Origin of the sequence: Pseudomonas sp. ABC1, from assembly GCF_013395055.1 — a bacterium.
Lineage (GTDB): Bacteria > Pseudomonadota > Gammaproteobacteria > Pseudomonadales > Pseudomonadaceae > Stutzerimonas.
This window is the reverse complement of sequence record NZ_CP058349.1, coordinates 2,788,558-2,802,688: the sequence shown is the minus strand read 5'-3', so window position 1 is coordinate 2,802,688 and position 14,131 is coordinate 2,788,558. Positions and strand designations below refer to the sequence as shown.

The window sequence follows — 14,131 nt, the reverse complement described above, 5'->3', positions numbered from 1 at the left end:
GACATGCACAAGGGGCGCACGGCGCCCCTGCACAGCCTCAGTGCTGAAGGATCTTGGCCAGGAACTGCTGGGCCCGGTCGGAGCGTGCCGAGACATCGCCAAAGAACGCTTCCTTCGCGCAGTCTTCGACGATCTTGCCGGCGTCCATGAAGATCACCCGGTCGGCGACCTTGCGTGCGAAACCCATCTCGTGGGTCACGCACATCATGGTCATGCCTTCGTGGGCCAGTTGCACCATCACGTCGAGCACCTCGTTGACCATCTCCGGGTCGAGCGCCGAGGTCGGCTCGTCGAACAGCATCACCACCGGGTCCATCGCCAGCGCGCGGGCGATCGCCACGCGTTGCTGCTGGCCGCCGGACAACTGGCCGGGATGCTTGTGCGCATGTTCCTTGAGGCCCACACGCTCAAGCAGTGCCAGGCCCTTTTCGGTGGCCTCGGCCTTGCTGCGGCCCAGCACCTTGATCTGGGCGATGGTCAGGTTCTCGGTGATGGTCAGGTGCGGGAACAGCTCGAAATGCTGGAACACCATGCCGACCCGCGAGCGCAGCTTCGGCAGGTTGGTCTTCTTGTCGGCGATGGAGGTGCCGTCGACGACGATATCGCCCTGCTGGAACGGCTCCAGCGCGTTGACGCACTTGATCAGGGTGGACTTGCCCGAACCGGACGGGCCACAGACCACCACCACCTCGCCCTTGGCCACCCGGGTGCTGCAATCGGTCAGCACCTGGAACTCGCCATACCACTTGTTGACGCCTTCGATAGAAATCATACGGCTAACCTTTTCTGCAGGAGCTTCACCAGGCGCGAGGCGGCGAAGCTGATGGTGAAATACACGAGGCCGGCGAAAATCAGGAACTCATGGGGCTGGCCGATGATGTCGCCCCGCGAGCGCGCGGCATTGAGGAAGTCCATCAGGCCGACGGTGTAGACCAGCGAGGTGTCCTGGAACAGGATGATGCTCTGCTGCAGCAGCAGCGGCGTCATCTTGCGGAACGCCTGCGGCAGGATGACCAGGCGCATGGTCTGGGCATAAGTCATGCCCAATGCCTGCGCCGCGCCCATCTGCCCCTTGGGGATCGACTGGATGCCGGCCCGCACGATCTCGCAGAAGTACGCCGCCTCGAACATGACGAACGCCACCAGGCACGAGGTGAACGCACCGATCGGCGTGTCCTCGCCGGTGATGGCGCGCAGCACGAAAGGCACCGCGAAGTAGAACCAGGTGATCACCAGCAGCAGCGGGATGGAACGGAAGTAGTTGACGTAGAGCGCGGCCAGGTTCGACAGCAGGCGACTGGAAGACAGCCGCATCAGCGCCAGCACGGTGCCCAGCGCCACACCACCGAGAACCCCCATGACCATCAGCTCGAGGGTCATCGCCATGCCGTCCCAGAGGCCGGGCAAGGCGGGAATGATCTGACTGAAGTCCATCATTTGCCTCCCACGGAAATCAGGCCGGGCACCGCCACTTTCTTCTCGACCAGGCGCATCAGCAGCATCAGGCTCATGTTCAGGACGAAGTAGATCAGCGTGGCCAGGGTGAAGGCCTCGAACAGGTTGGCGGAGAACTCGGCGGTCTGCTTGGTTTGCGCCAGCAGTTCCATCAGGCCGATCAGCGACGCCACCGAGGAGTTCTTGAAGATGTTGAGGAACTCACTGGTCAGCGGCGGAATGATGATGCGGAACGCCTGTGGCAGCAGCACATGGCAGTAGATCTGCGGCAAGCGGAAACCCATCGCGTAGGCTGCGGCGGCCTGCCCCTTGGGCAGCGCTTCGATACCGGTGCGCACCTGCTCGCAGACCCGTGCGGCAGTGAACAGCCCGAGGCAGACCACCACGCTGAGGTAGGCCGAGGTGGCCGGATTGAGGTCCTGCTTGAACCAGAGTTCCAGTGGCTCGGGCAGCAGGTCGGGCACCAGGAAGTACCAGAGGAACAACTGCACCAGCAGCGGTACGTTGCGGAAGACCTCCACATAGGCGGTGGCGATGCCGGAAAGCCAGCGGTTCGGCAGCGTGCGCATGACCCCGAGCAACGAGCCCAGTGCCAATGCGATCAGCCAGCCGACCAGGGCGATGGCGATGGTCCAGCCCAGGCCGGTGATGAACCAGTCCAGGTAGATTTCGCTGCCGATCCCAGTGGACTTGAAGTAGATACTCCAGTCCCAGTTGTAGTCCATGGATACTCCCCCGGATGAAAATCATGCGGCCCAGAGCCGCGAAGCGGATACACACTCACTCGCGGACAAAACCCGCCCTGACCTCCAGCCCTCTCCCGTGAACGGGAGAGGGCTGGAGGTGTACAGCCTTGACCGACAGGTATTACTCAGGCTGCCGCCTCAAAGCTCCTCGGCCGACTTGTCGGTGGGCTTGGCGATCAGTTGCTTGAGTTCGTCGCTCATGGGGAAGTTCAGGTTGAGGTTCTTCGGTGGGACCGGTTGCAGGAACCACTTGTCGTAGAGCGCATTGACCTCACCGGAGGCGAAGGTCTCGCTCAGCGCCTGGTCGACCACTTTCTTGAACGGCTCGTCACCCTTGCGCAGCATGCAGCCATAGATTTCATAGGACTGCGGCGTGCCGACCAGGTGCCAGTCGTCGGGCTTCTTGGCCTTGGCCATTTCTCCGGCCAGCAGCACGTCGTCCATCATGAAGGCCACGGCGCGGTTGGACTCGAGCATCAGGAAGGACTCGCCATGGTCCTTGGCCGAGATGACGTTCATGCGCATTTTCTTCTCGGCGTTCATCGATTTGATCAGGCGCTCGGAGGTGGTGCCAGCGGTGGTCACCACGTTCTTGCCGGCCAGGTCTTCGAAGTCGTTGATGCCGGAAGTCTTGCGGGCCAGCAGGCGCGTACCCACCTCGAAGAAGCCCACCGAGAACGCCACCTGGCGCTGACGCTCCAGGTTGTTGGTGGTGGAGCCGCACTCCAGGTCCACGGTGCCGTTCTGCACCAGCGGGATGCGTGTCTGCGACGTCACCAGGTTGTAGCGCACCTTGAGGTCGGGCAGTTCCAGCTCTTTCTTCAGCGCCTCGACCACTTTCAGTTGCAGGTCATGGGCATAACCGATGGGCTGGCGCGAGTTGTCGCCATAGTAGGAAAACGGAATGGATGAGTCGCGATGCCCGAGGGTGATGGTACCGCTGTCCTTGATCTTCTTCAGGGTGCCAGTCAGTTCGGCAGCCAGTACGGGTGTCGCGAACAGGGCTGCGGTAACGGCGACGCTCAGTAGTTTCGGTAGGGTTCGCATAAAGAAATCCTCATGTTTTTGTTATACGGCGCATCGAATCCAGGCACTCGCAGCGCCTGCTCCTGACTTTGAATTTAGCAGGATCCATGCCACTTGCCCGGAAAGCGCACGGACGCCTCAACGCCGCCATGCGGGCCGTAGAAATGAGAACGTCAGCACCGGATATCGTTCGGATTTCCGAACGAAGCGGGATTGCGGAGTCGGAATAGCAAACGGAATACCGGGCAAGAAGCCGGTCAATCATCGACGCGAACGATGGGGATAGACGAAATCGCCTAGGTATTGCGCAGCAGGTCGTTGGCATCCAGCAGGCGCCAGGCGATTTCAGGGCGCTTGGCCAGACCCCGACGGATCGCTGCCGGGATCGCCTGGCGGGTACGGCGGCACAATCCGGGCAGTTCGTTCATCTCGATGGCGATACCGCGCATGCTGCGCACTTCGCCAAAACCCGGCGCGATCTCCAGGCGAATGCCCAATTGCTCGAACAGGCGCCGCTGCATGTGTTCGAGGTCGGCCAGGCTGTCGATATTCTCCAGGCGCTCGACCAGGCGCCGCTCTTCTTCACGCGTCAGGCGCAGGATGCGCAGGTCGCCTTCGGGCGCATCCTGCAAGCGTTCGCGCTCACAGGTACAGGCACCTGGCGGGCAAGGCTGACGGATCGCGAAGGGCTCGTTCATGGCTACGGATCATAGCCACAGTCACTCAACGCTGCCCAGCACCCTCGGGCGGAACATCCACTACGGCGGCAGGCGCTTCGGGCGCAGCTTGCGGCGGAGGGGGCGTCAGTCCCATGGAGACATAGATACCGGTCAGGGTCTCGACGCCCATGTTGGCCGGCTTGACCCACTCCACAGGCACATAGAGCAAGCCGCCGCCGATCGGGATAGGCGCCGTGGGCACCAGCACGGCATAGTGCTCGCGGCCTTCAAGCAGCACGGTCTGGGAACTGGGCTGCAACGCCAGCACGGCAACGCCATCGCCGCCAAAGAAGCACCAGACAGGCTTCATCGCGGCGATATCGGGGTTCTTGTTCTTGTCCAGCAGCCCGACGAATCGGTCAGCCAGGGAATAGAGGTTGCCGATCAGAGGCGTGCGCCGCAGGGTCACGTCCAGCAGCCGGCTGAGGGGCCGACGCAGGCCCAACTGTACCGCCAGGCCAAGCGGGTACAGGCTGAGCAGCAGCACCAGGCTGCCCAGCGCATAGGCCAGGTAGGTGTTGCTGGAGAACGGCTGGCCCAACGCGCCGAAAAGCTGCCCGATCAGCGTGGAGGGCCCGACCAGCTTGTTCAGCAGGCTGACGATCCACGCCAGCAAGGCCAGCGTCAGTACCAGCGGCAGCAGGGCCAGCAGCCCGGTCAGCCATGTGGTGACGATGGATTTCAGGCTCTGCTTGATGAACATGCCGCGCTCGCCTCCTGTGGATCGTTACTGTTTAGCCACACCTGTCAGCGTCATTTTTTCACCAGCGCCTTCCAGGCCTTGAGGCTCTGTACACGGATGGCATGTTCGGCACGCAACTGCCGCGATTCCTCGTCCAGAGGCTGCAGGGCCAGGGCTTCCAGCTTGTTCAGCTCACCATACAGACGGTCGAGCTCGGGAATCTCCAGCACACCACGGGCAAGACGCAGCCAGGCCTGGATACGTTCGATGCGCGGCATCTGCTCGCCCAGGTCCTCGGGCTGGCGCTGGTAGCGCGGCAGTTGCAGCGCCAGCGCCTCATCGGCCAGCGTATGTTCCAGCCAGTTGGCCAGCGCCACCGCACCCTGGCGATCGCCCTTGGCGTTACGACCGATGCTCCAGCCGCGACGCAGCAACCACAGTGACAGCGACAGGGAGAACAGCCCCCAACGTGTCTTGCCCAGCTCTTCGGTGAACTGTTTAGGCGCACTCTGGCGCACGGCTTCATCCTGCTGCCCGGCCTCGACGATCGGACGCCAGTCCTGCAGCAACGCGTCCAGTCCTTCACGCAGCTCACGGCTACTGGCACGTGGCGCAGCTTGCCCCAGACTGCCGATCAGGGCACGCAGGTCCACCAGTTGCCGCAACCACTCCTCCAGCAGCTTCCAGTGCCCATTGAAACGGTATTGCTCGGCCAGGCGCTGGCTGCTGCCAAGCAGTTGCCAGGCCAGGGCGGCGAAGGCGTCATCCAGGGACATCTCGGGGTCCAGCGTGGCGGCGGGCGACGCAACGGCATAGCTGCCGGCGTCGAACAGGCGATAGCCACGCTCGGCCTTGCTGATATCGCAGGGCATCAGCGGCAGGTCATGGGCCAGTTCGATAGCCAGTTCCAGCAGAGCCTCGGGTTCGCCCTGGCGCAGCTCCAGCTCCAGCTCGCAGATTTCCTCGCTCTTGCGCTGCGCCTTGACGGCGCCCAGGTCAAGGGCCGCCTCGATCACCACCCGCGCCTTGCCCCGGCCCCAGGCGATATCGGCCTTGTTACGCACGAAGTCGGTGCTGAAGATCGGTTTCAGGGTCTTCTTGTCCAGCTCGGCCAGGCTGGCCGGCCAGCATTGGTCGTCCAGCTTCTTCAGGTCCAGCCGCGGCTTGCCCACGGCCCAGTCCCATTCGTTGCGCGAAGACAGGCCCGCCACGCTCTGGCCACGGCTCTTGAGCGTCTGGATGTAGTCCTCGCCGTCCTTGCGCAGGCGCAGCGCCACACGCGCTTCGGCCAGTTCGCGCTCAGGCGTGTCGTAGTACTGGTTGAACAGTTCATGGCGCTGCCAGCCGCCCTTGTTGCGCTTCTTCAGCAGCGGATGCTCCTGCAGGGCTGCCAGGGTTTCACGGCTGACGCGCAGCTTGATCTCGGTTTCTTTGTTCATGTCGCTCTACGGGATTCAATGGGCGGGCATGCCGCAAAGTGGCCATTGTACGGACTGAGCAGCGTCATGGCGCGGGGTCGCGCAAATACTTCTCGAAAGCCCCCAACCGCAACATAGCTTGACCCGGCGCAATACTTTTCAGGTCGCCCGGAACGGCGGGCACCGATATAATCCACACTTCCATACAGGATAGGGTTCTACCCCATGCCAACCAACCCGTTTGTCAGCCTCTTCGGCCGATCGCCCATCGGGCCGATGCAGCAGCACATCGCCAAGGTTCATGAATGTGCAGCGCATCTGGTTCCGTTCTTCGAGGCGGTCATGGAAGAGGACTGGGAACGTGTCGAGCTCGTGCAACAGGAGATGGTCCGCCTGGAGCGTGAAGCCGACAAACTGAAGAAAAGCGTGCGCATGCACCTGCCCAAGAGCCTCTTCCTGCCGGTGCCACGTTCGGATCTGCTGGAACTGCTGAGCGTGCAGGACAAGGTAGCCAACCGCGCCAAGGACATCGCCGGCCTGATGCTGGGCCGCCAGATGAGCATCCCCACCCCGCTGCGCCCGCAAATGCTGCTTTATGTCCGTCGCTGCGTCGACGCCAGCGCCCAGGCGCTGAAAGCCATGAACGAGCTCGACGAATTGCTGGAGACCGGTTTCAGCGGCCGCGAGGCCAAGCTGGTCCAGGAGATGGTCGAGGAGCTGGAGCAGATCGAGCACGAGACCGACCGCCAACAAATCGAGGTTCGCCGCATCCTGTTCAAGCTGGAAAGCGAACTCCCCCCCGTGAACGTGATGTTCCTCTACCGAGTCATCGACTGGGTGGGCGACATCGCCGACCGCGCAGAGCGTGTCGGTAACCGGCTGGAACAACTGCTGGCACGTTGAGTGCCAGCGCCTCTTGCGGCTTTATAGGTAAATTCTTTTATGTCTTTCATCACGGAATACGGCACCGTACTTCTCGTGCTTGCCTGTTGCTTCGGTTTTTTCATGGCCTGGGGCGTAGGCGCCAATGATGTCTCCAATGCCATGGGCACTTCGGTCGGCTCCAAGGCGCTGACCATCAAGCAGGCGATCGTGATCGCCATGTTCTTCGAGTTCTTCGGCGCCTACCTGGCTGGCGGCCAGGTCGCGGAAACCATCAAGAACGGCATCGTCGATGCCTCGGCGATAGAGCCCGACATGTTCGTACTGGGCATGATGTCGGCCCTGCTGTCCGCCGGCACCTGGCTGCTGATCGCCTCGTTACGCGGCTGGCCGGTCTCGACCACCCACACTATCGTCGGCGCCATCATCGGCTTCGCCGCCATCGGTGTCTCGGTGGACAGCGTCAACTGGGTCGGCCTGCTGCCAATCGTCTCCAGCTGGGTGGTGACGCCCTTCATTTCCGGCCTGATCGCCTTCGGTATCTTCAAGAGCGTGCAATGGCTGATCATGGACACCGAGGACCCCTTCCGCAACGCCAAGCGCTGGGTCCCGGGCTATATGTTCCTGACCGGTTTCATGCTCGCGCTGATGACCTTCACCAAGGGCCTCAAGCACGTTGGCTGGAACTTCAGCGGCACCGAGAGCTTTCTCTATTCGGTCCTGATCGGCGTCCTGGTGGCCGCCCTCGGCATCAGCCTGCTGACACGCATCAAGGTCGACCCCGAAGCCAACCGCTCCTTCCACTTCGCCAGCGTCGAGAAGGTGTTCGCGGTACTGATGATCTTCACCGCCTGCTCCATGGCCTTCGCCCACGGTGCCAGTGACGTTTCCAACGCGGTCGGCCCGCTGGCCGCGGTGGTCGGCGTGATCCACGCAGGTGGCGACATGGCCATCGGCGGCAAGTCCTCTGTCCCCGGCTGGGTGCTGCTGCTGGGCGCGGTGGGTATCGTCATCGGCCTGGCCACCTACGGCTGGAAGGTCATGGCGACCATCGGCAAGGGCATCACCGAACTGACCCCGAGCCGTGGCTTCGCCGCCGAACTGGCGACCGCCATCACCGTGGTCACCGCCTCCGGTATCGGCCTGCCGATCTCCACCACCCACACCCTGGTCGGCGCCGTGCTGGGCATCGGCCTGGCCCGTGGTATCGGCGCACTCAACCTGGGCATGATCGGCAAGATCTTCTCCACCTGGGTCATCACCCTGCCGGCCGGCGCGCTGTTCGCGATCATCTACCTCGAAATCATGATGTTCATCTTCCTCTAGAACCGCCGTAGGGTGCGCCGCGCGCAGGCCTCTGCGCACAGGTGCGCACGGCGCACCCTACTCAGGTTCTGAGGCTGAAACAGCCCGTGTCACCCCATAGCCTGTCGCCCCCGCCGACGCTATGATCAAGGGCCATCCTCGGAGCGCCCGCATGCCCCTTCCTTCGCTGAAAGAGCAATTTGCAGCCCTGCTGGCGGCCCCGTCGGTCAGCAGTACGCAGATCGAGCACGACCAGAGCAACCTGCTGGTCGTGGAACTGCTGGCCGGCTGGTTGCGCGACCTTGGCTTCGAGTGCGAACTGCAACAGGTGCTGCCCGGCAAGTTCAATCTGCTGGCCACTATCGGTAGCGGGCCTGGCGGCCTGGTATTGGCCGGGCACAGCGATACCGTGCCCTTCGACGCGCCCCTCTGGAAAAGCGACCCGCTGCGCCTGCGCGAGGACGACGATCGCTGGTATGGCCTGGGCAGTTGCGACATGAAGGGTTTCTTCGCCCTGGTCATCGAGGCGGTGCGCGGCCTGATCGACCAACCCTTCCACCAGCCCCTGCTGATCCTGGCCACCTGCGACGAGGAAAGCTCGATGTCCGGCGCGCGTGCGCTGGTCGATGCAGGAAGACCGCTGGGGCGAGCGGCACTGATCGGCGAACCCACCGGATTGCGCCCGGTACGCTTGCACAAAGGCATCCTGATGGAGCGTATCGATATCCTCGGGCAGAGCGGCCATTCGTCCAACCCGGCTTACGGGCACAGCGCCCTGGAAGCCATGCACGACGTCATGGGCGAACTGATCGGCCTGCGCCGGCAATGGCAGAAGACCTATGACAACCCGCTGTTCGATGTGCCCAAGCCGACCCTGAACCTGGGCTGCATCCATGGAGGCGACAACCCTAACCGTATCTGCGGCCAGTGCTCGCTCGAATTCGACCTGCGCCCCCTGCCCGGCATGGACAGCGAGCAGCTGCGCGCGACCATCCGCCAACACCTGCAACCGCTTGCCGAGCGTCATCAGGTCGCCATCGACCTCAAGCCGCTCTACCCGGGCGTGCCAGCCTTCGAGCAAGCGTCCGACAGCGAACTGATACGCCTGGCCGAACGCCTGACCGGGCACCCGGCGGAAGCAGTGGCATTCGCCACCGAGGCGCCTTATTTTCAACAGCTCGGCTGCCAGACGCTGGTCCTCGGCCCCGGCGATATCGCCTGCGCCCACCAGCCCGACGAGTACCTCGACCTGGCCCGCATCGAACCGACGGTACGCCTGCTGCGAAACATGATCGAACACTATTGCCTGACGCCCGCCGTACCCGCGAACAACGCCTGAAGGACCACCATGCACGACTACGTTTCCTGGCTACGCGACTCCTCGCCCTACATCAACGCGCACCGTGACCGGACCTTCGTGGTCATGCTGCCCGGCGATGGCATCGCCCACCCGAACTTCGCCAATATCGTCCACGACCTGGTGCTGCTGCACAGCCTCGGCGTGCGCCTGGTACTGGTGCACGGCTCGCGACCACAGATCGAGGCGCGCCTGAACGCCAGGGGCCTGCAGGCACAGTTCCACCGCGACCTGCGCATCACCGACGCGGCGACCCTGGAGTGCGTGATCGATGCGGTCGGCCAGTTGCGTATCGCCATCGAGGCACGCCTGTCGATGGACATGGCCACCTCGCCGATGCAGGGCGCCCGCCTGCGCATCGCCAGTGGCAACTTCGTCACCGCACGCCCCATCGGCGTGCTCGATGGCATCGACTACCAGCACACCGGCGAAGTCCGGCGGCTCGACCGCAAGGGCATCGGTCGGCTGCTCGACGAGCGCACCATCGTGCTGCTCTCACCCCTGGGCTACTCACCCACCGGGGAAATCTTCAACCTGGCCTGCGAAGACGTCGCCACCCGCGCCGCCATCGACCTGCAGGCCGACAAACTGGTGCTCTACGGTGCAGAGGCGGGGCTGCTCGACGAACAGGGGCAACTGGTACGCGAACTGCGCCCGACCCAGGTGCCCGGCCATGTCGAACGCCTCGGTGGGCAGTACCAGGCCGAACTGCTGGACGCGGCAGCCCAGGCGTGCAAAGGCGGCGTCGGTCGCAGCCATATCGTCAGCTATGTCGACGATGGTGCCCTGCTCAACGAACTGTTCACCCGCAACGGCAGCGGCACCCTGGTGGCCCAGGAACAGTTCGAGCAACTGCGCGAAGCGACCATCGAGGACGTCGGTGGCCTGATCGACCTGATCACACCACTGGAGGAGCAAGGCATCCTGGTGCGCCGTTCCCGCGAAGTGCTGGAGCGCGAAGTGGAGCAGTTCAGCATCGTCGAGCGCGAAGGCCGCATCATCGCCTGTGCCGCGCTCTACCCCATTCCCGACTCCCGCACCGGCGAACTCGCCTGCCTGGCGGTAAACCCGGAATACCGCCACGGCGGTCGGGGCGACGACCTGCTGGAGCGCATCGAAGAACGTGCCCGCGCCCTCGGCCTGGACACCCTGTTCGTGCTCACCACCCGCACGGCCCACTGGTTCCGCGAACGCGGCTTCTCACCCAGCAGCGTCGACCGGCTGCCCGCCGCCCGCGCCTCGCTGTACAACTTCCAGCGCAACTCGAAGATATTCGAGAAACCCCTGTAGGGTGCGCCACGCGCACCGACTGCAACCATTGGACTCCAGCCCCTGCATGCAGGGCTGGAATCTGACCTCCGGCACACGGGTAACACACTGCCCGCTCCTGACCTCGACCCTGGATAGAACACCACCATGCGCCTGTCCCGCTTCTTCATCGACGCTCCCCTCACCCTTGGCCAGCACGAACTGCCGGAGGAACAGGCCCACTACATCGGCCGCGTCCTGCGCCTGCAGGCGGGCGCCGCCGTGCAGTTGTTCGATGGCAGCGGCCAGGAGTTCCTTGGCACCGTGCTGGAGTCCGGCAAGAAGCGCGTGAGCGTAGAGCTGAACGAAGCGTTCGCCGGCCAGCCGGAATCGCCCCTGCATATCCACCTGGGGCAAGGCCTGTCGCGGGGCGAGCGCATGGATTGGGCGATCCAGAAAGCCACCGAGCTGGGCGCCAGCGAGATCACGCCCATCGTCAGCGAGCGCTGCGAGGTGCGCCTAAACGACGAACGCGCCGACAAGCGCCTGGCCCACTGGCGCCAGGTCGCCATCAGCGCCTGCGAACAATGCGGGCGCTCGGTCGTACCGAAAATCAACTCGCCACAACCCCTGGCACAATGGCTGACCCTAGCGGCCGAGCTGAAACTGGTGCTGCACCCGGTCGCCGAGCCACTGGCTAGCCATGCCCGCCCCGCCAGCCTGGCCTTCCTGATCGGCCCCGAGGGTGGCCTGAGCGACAGCGAGGTCGAACAGGCGCACCGCAACGGCTTCCACTCCGCCCGCCTCGGCCCCCGCGTGCTGCGTACGGAAACCGCGCCGGTGGTGGCCCTGAGCGTAGCTCAGCAGTTGTGGGGCGACTTCTCGAACTGAAGCGCCACTACCGCTTGCAGGCAGGAAAGGTCGCTCGCTACAGACATTCCATGCTGGACAAACGCCAACGAAAAGGCCGGGCATCGCTGCCCGGCCTTTTCATTCAAGCACCTCGGTTTCAAGCCAGATCGAAGCGATCCAGATGGGTCACCTTGGTCCAGGCCGCGACGAAGTCCTCGATGAACTTGCCTTGCGCATCGGCACTGGCATACACCTCGGCATGGGCGCGCAGGATCGCGTTGGAGCCGAACACCAGGTCGACGCGGCTCCCGGTCCAGCGCAACTCGCCGGTCGTGCGATCGCGCCCCTCGAACAGGTCCGGATCGCCCTCCACCGCCGTCCACGCCGTGCCCATGTCGAGCAGGTTGACGAAGAAGTCGTTGCTCAACGAACCCTCACGGTCAGTGAACACGCCGGTCGCCACGCCGCCGACATTGATGTTGATCGCCCGCAGGCCGCCGACCAGTACGGTGAGTTCCGGCGCGGTCAGGGTCAACAGTTGTGCCTTGTCGATCAGCAGGTGCTCGGCCGGCACGCTGTAGCGGCCCTTCAGGTAGTTGCGGAAGCCATCGGCGACCGGTTCGAGGAACGTGAAAGACTCGACATCGGTCTGCTCCAGGCTGGCATCGGTACGGCCCGGCACGAACGGCACCGTCACACCATGACCGGCATTGCGCGCCGCCTGCTCGATACCGGCGTTGCCCGCCAACACGATCAGATCGGCCAGCGACACCTGCTTGCCGCCCACGGCGGTGGCATTGAACTCGCTGCGGATACCCTCGAGGACACTCAATACCCTGGCGAGCTGCTCGGGCTGATTGACCTCCCAGTCTTTCTGCGGCGCCAGGCGAATGCGTGCGCCGTTGGCACCACCGCGCTTGTCGCCGCCGCGGAAGGTCGAGGCCGAGGCCCAGCCAGTGCCGACCAGCTCGGCCACCGTCAGGCCAGAGGCCAGGACACGCTCCTTGAGTGCGCGGACATCCGCGTCCCCGATCAACGGGTGAGTGGCTGCCGGCAGCGGGTCTTGCCAGATCAGGTCTTCCTTCGGCACTTCCGGACCCAGGTAACGCGACTTCGGCCCCAGGTCGCGGTGGGTCAGCTTGAACCAGGCACGGGCGAAGGCTTCGGCGAACGCCTGCGGGTTGTCCAGGAAGCGCCGCGAGATCTTCTCGTAGACCGGGTCGAAACGCAGCGACAGGTCGGTAGTGAGCATGGTCGGCAAACGCTTCTTCGAGGCATCGTGGGCATCGGGGATGATCGCCTCGGCGTCCTTGGCCTGCCACTGATGGGCACCGCCCGGGCTCTTGGTCAGTTCCCAGTCGTACTTGAAGAGAATTTCCAGGAAGTCATTGCTCCAGCGTGCCGGGGTAGTGGTCCAGGTCACTTCCAGGCCACTGCCGACCGCATCGCCGGCCTTGCCGCTGCCGAAGTCGCTCTTCCAGCCCATGCCCTGCTCTTCGAGGCCCGCCGCTGCCGGTTCCGGGCCCTTGTGCGATTCGGGCGCGGCACCGTGGGTCTTGCCAAAGGTATGCCCCCCGGCGATCAGCGCGACAGTCTCTTCGTCGTTCATCGCCATGCGGTGGAAGGTCTCGCGGATGTCGCGGGCCGCCGCCAGTGGATCGGGGTTACCGTCCGGACCTTCCGGGTTCACATAGATAAGGCCCATCTGCACGGCGGCCAGCGGATTTTCCAGTTCGCGATCGCCGGAGTAACGGCTGTTCGGCTTGTCGCTGGTGGCCAGCCATTCGGTCTCGCGCCCCCAGTAGACATCGTTGTCCGGCTCCCAGGTGTCGACACGTCCGGCGGCGAAACCGAAGGTACGAAAACCCATGGTCTCCAGCGCCACGTTGCCGGTGAGCACGATCAGGTCGGCCCAGGAAATCGCCTGGCCGTACTTCTGCTTGATCGGCCACAGCAGGCGCCGCGATTTGTCGATATTGACGTTGTCCGGCCAACTGTTGAGCGGGGCAAAGCGCTGCTGGCCACGTCCGGCGCCGCCACGGCCATCGCCGATCCGGTAAGTGCCGGCGGAGTGCCAGGCCATACGAATGAACTGCGGCCCATAGTGGCCGAAGTCGGCCGGCCACCAGTCCTGGGAGTCGGTCATCAACTTGCGCAGGTCGGCTTTCAGAGCCTCGTAGTCGAGCGTCTGGAAAGCCTTGGCATAGTCGAAGCCCTCACCCAGCGGGTTGGACTTGGACGAATGCTGGCTCAGCAGGTCCACACGCAGCTGGTTCGGCCACCAGTCACGGTTGCCAGTACCACCACCGAGGCTGTGTCCGGGGGTATTCCTGGGGGCTCCACTCGAGAACGGGCACTTCCCTTCGGTCTTCTGAGTCATTTCTTATCTCCTCATCACGTTATCAACTAGCAGCCCCATGCAGGGGATAGTCATGGGACAA

At 63.9% G+C, this 14,131-nt stretch carries 13 protein-coding genes; 5 read left to right on the top strand and 8 right to left on the bottom strand.

Going from position 1 to position 14,131, the window contains the following annotated elements; genetic code table 11:
* Nucleotides 1–37 precede the first annotated feature (37 nt).
* The 7 genes from HW090_RS12305 to HW090_RS12275 form a co-directional block, all read right to left on the bottom strand.
* Nucleotides 38–772: an amino acid ABC transporter ATP-binding protein gene (locus HW090_RS12305; protein WP_179113795.1), complete on the bottom strand. Its 735-nt coding sequence runs from the start codon at nt 770–772 to the stop codon at nt 38–40.
* Nucleotides 769–1,437: an amino acid ABC transporter permease gene (locus HW090_RS12300; protein ID WP_179113794.1), complete on the bottom strand. Its 669-nt coding sequence runs from the start codon at nt 1,435–1,437 to the stop codon at nt 769–771. Before HW090_RS12300 ends, HW090_RS12305 begins: the two co-directional genes overlap by 4 nt.
* Entirely contained in the window at nt 1,434–2,180 is a 747-nt protein-coding gene (locus tag HW090_RS12295) for an amino acid ABC transporter permease (RefSeq protein ID WP_179113793.1), read from the bottom strand. Before HW090_RS12295 ends, HW090_RS12300 begins: the two co-directional genes overlap by 4 nt.
* 159 nt (nt 2,181–2,339) lie before the next feature.
* On the bottom strand, nt 2,340–3,248 hold the full coding sequence (locus HW090_RS12290; RefSeq protein WP_179113792.1) for a glutamate/aspartate ABC transporter substrate-binding protein: 909 nt from the start codon (nt 3,246–3,248) through the stop codon (nt 2,340–2,342).
* A 275-nt stretch (nt 3,249–3,523) separates the two neighbouring features.
* Entirely contained in the window at nt 3,524–3,925 is a 402-nt protein-coding gene (locus tag HW090_RS12285) for a hypothetical protein (protein ID WP_179113791.1), read from the bottom strand.
* Between the two features lie 25 nt (nt 3,926–3,950).
* Complete coding sequence (locus HW090_RS12280) at nt 3,951–4,649, bottom strand: DUF502 domain-containing protein (protein ID WP_179113790.1); 699 nt, start codon at nt 4,647–4,649, stop codon at nt 3,951–3,953.
* Between the two features lie 50 nt (nt 4,650–4,699).
* Nucleotides 4,700–6,067, bottom strand: a complete 1,368-nt coding sequence (locus HW090_RS12275; protein WP_179113789.1) for an inorganic triphosphatase — start codon at nt 6,065–6,067, stop codon at nt 4,700–4,702.
* 204 nt (nt 6,068–6,271) lie between these two features.
* On the opposite strand from HW090_RS12275, the gene HW090_RS12270 reads away from it, so the two are divergent.
* The 5 genes from HW090_RS12270 to HW090_RS12250 all read left to right on the top strand — a co-directional run bounded on the left by HW090_RS12270 (nt 6,272) and on the right by HW090_RS12250 (nt 11,729).
* Nucleotides 6,272–6,949 carry a TIGR00153 family protein gene (locus HW090_RS12270; RefSeq protein WP_179113788.1) on the top strand — a complete coding sequence of 226 codons (678 nt, stop codon included), beginning with the start codon at nt 6,272–6,274 and terminating at the stop codon, nt 6,947–6,949.
* Nucleotides 6,950–6,988: 39 nt separating this feature from the next.
* Nucleotides 6,989–8,254 carry an inorganic phosphate transporter gene (locus tag HW090_RS12265; protein WP_179113787.1) on the top strand — a complete coding sequence of 422 codons (1,266 nt, stop codon included), beginning with the start codon at nt 6,989–6,991 and terminating at the stop codon, nt 8,252–8,254.
* Between the two features lie 151 nt (nt 8,255–8,405).
* Complete coding sequence (gene argE, locus HW090_RS12260) at nt 8,406–9,572, top strand: acetylornithine deacetylase (protein WP_179113786.1); 1,167 nt, start codon at nt 8,406–8,408, stop codon at nt 9,570–9,572.
* A 9-nt stretch (nt 9,573–9,581) separates the two neighbouring features.
* Nucleotides 9,582–10,880 carry an amino-acid N-acetyltransferase gene (gene argA / locus HW090_RS12255; RefSeq protein WP_179113785.1) on the top strand — a complete coding sequence of 433 codons (1,299 nt, stop codon included), beginning with the start codon at nt 9,582–9,584 and terminating at the stop codon, nt 10,878–10,880.
* 126 nt (nt 10,881–11,006) lie between these two features.
* Nucleotides 11,007–11,729, top strand: coding sequence for a 16S rRNA (uracil(1498)-N(3))-methyltransferase (locus HW090_RS12250; protein WP_179113784.1), 723 nt, complete (start codon nt 11,007–11,009; stop codon nt 11,727–11,729).
* Nucleotides 11,730–11,847: 118 nt separating this feature from the next.
* Here HW090_RS12250 and katG read toward each other — a convergent pair whose 3' ends face one another.
* Entirely contained in the window at nt 11,848–14,070 is a 2,223-nt protein-coding gene (katG, locus tag HW090_RS12245) for a catalase/peroxidase HPI (RefSeq protein WP_179113783.1), read from the bottom strand.
* Nucleotides 14,071–14,131: the final 61 nt, after the last annotated feature.

Excerpts from the sequence above, each read along its gene's own strand:
- HW090_RS12305 (WP_179113795.1), bottom strand. The coding sequence starts at position 772 with ATGATTTCTATCGAAGGCGTCAACAAGTGGTATGGCGAGTTCCAGGTG.
- HW090_RS12300 (WP_179113794.1), bottom strand. The coding sequence starts at position 1,437 with ATGATGGACTTCAGTCAGATCATTCCCGCCTTGCCCGGCCTCTGGGAC.
- HW090_RS12295 (WP_179113793.1), bottom strand. The coding sequence starts at position 2,180 with ATGGACTACAACTGGGACTGGAGTATCTACTTCAAGTCCACTGGGATC.
- HW090_RS12290 (WP_179113792.1), bottom strand. The coding sequence starts at position 3,248 with ATGCGAACCCTACCGAAACTACTGAGCGTCGCCGTTACCGCAGCCCTG.
- HW090_RS12285 (WP_179113791.1), bottom strand. The coding sequence starts at position 3,925 with ATGAACGAGCCCTTCGCGATCCGTCAGCCTTGCCCGCCAGGTGCCTGT.
- HW090_RS12280 (WP_179113790.1), bottom strand. The coding sequence starts at position 4,649 with ATGTTCATCAAGCAGAGCCTGAAATCCATCGTCACCACATGGCTGACC.
- HW090_RS12275 (WP_179113789.1), bottom strand. The coding sequence starts at position 6,067 with ATGAACAAAGAAACCGAGATCAAGCTGCGCGTCAGCCGTGAAACCCTG.
- HW090_RS12270 (WP_179113788.1), top strand. The coding sequence starts at position 6,272 with ATGCCAACCAACCCGTTTGTCAGCCTCTTCGGCCGATCGCCCATCGGG.
- HW090_RS12265 (WP_179113787.1), top strand. The coding sequence starts at position 6,989 with ATGTCTTTCATCACGGAATACGGCACCGTACTTCTCGTGCTTGCCTGT.
- argE (WP_179113786.1), top strand. The coding sequence starts at position 8,406 with ATGCCCCTTCCTTCGCTGAAAGAGCAATTTGCAGCCCTGCTGGCGGCC.
- argA (WP_179113785.1), top strand. The coding sequence starts at position 9,582 with ATGCACGACTACGTTTCCTGGCTACGCGACTCCTCGCCCTACATCAAC.
- HW090_RS12250 (WP_179113784.1), top strand. The coding sequence starts at position 11,007 with ATGCGCCTGTCCCGCTTCTTCATCGACGCTCCCCTCACCCTTGGCCAG.
- katG (WP_179113783.1), bottom strand. The coding sequence starts at position 14,070 with ATGACTCAGAAGACCGAAGGGAAGTGCCCGTTCTCGAGTGGAGCCCCC.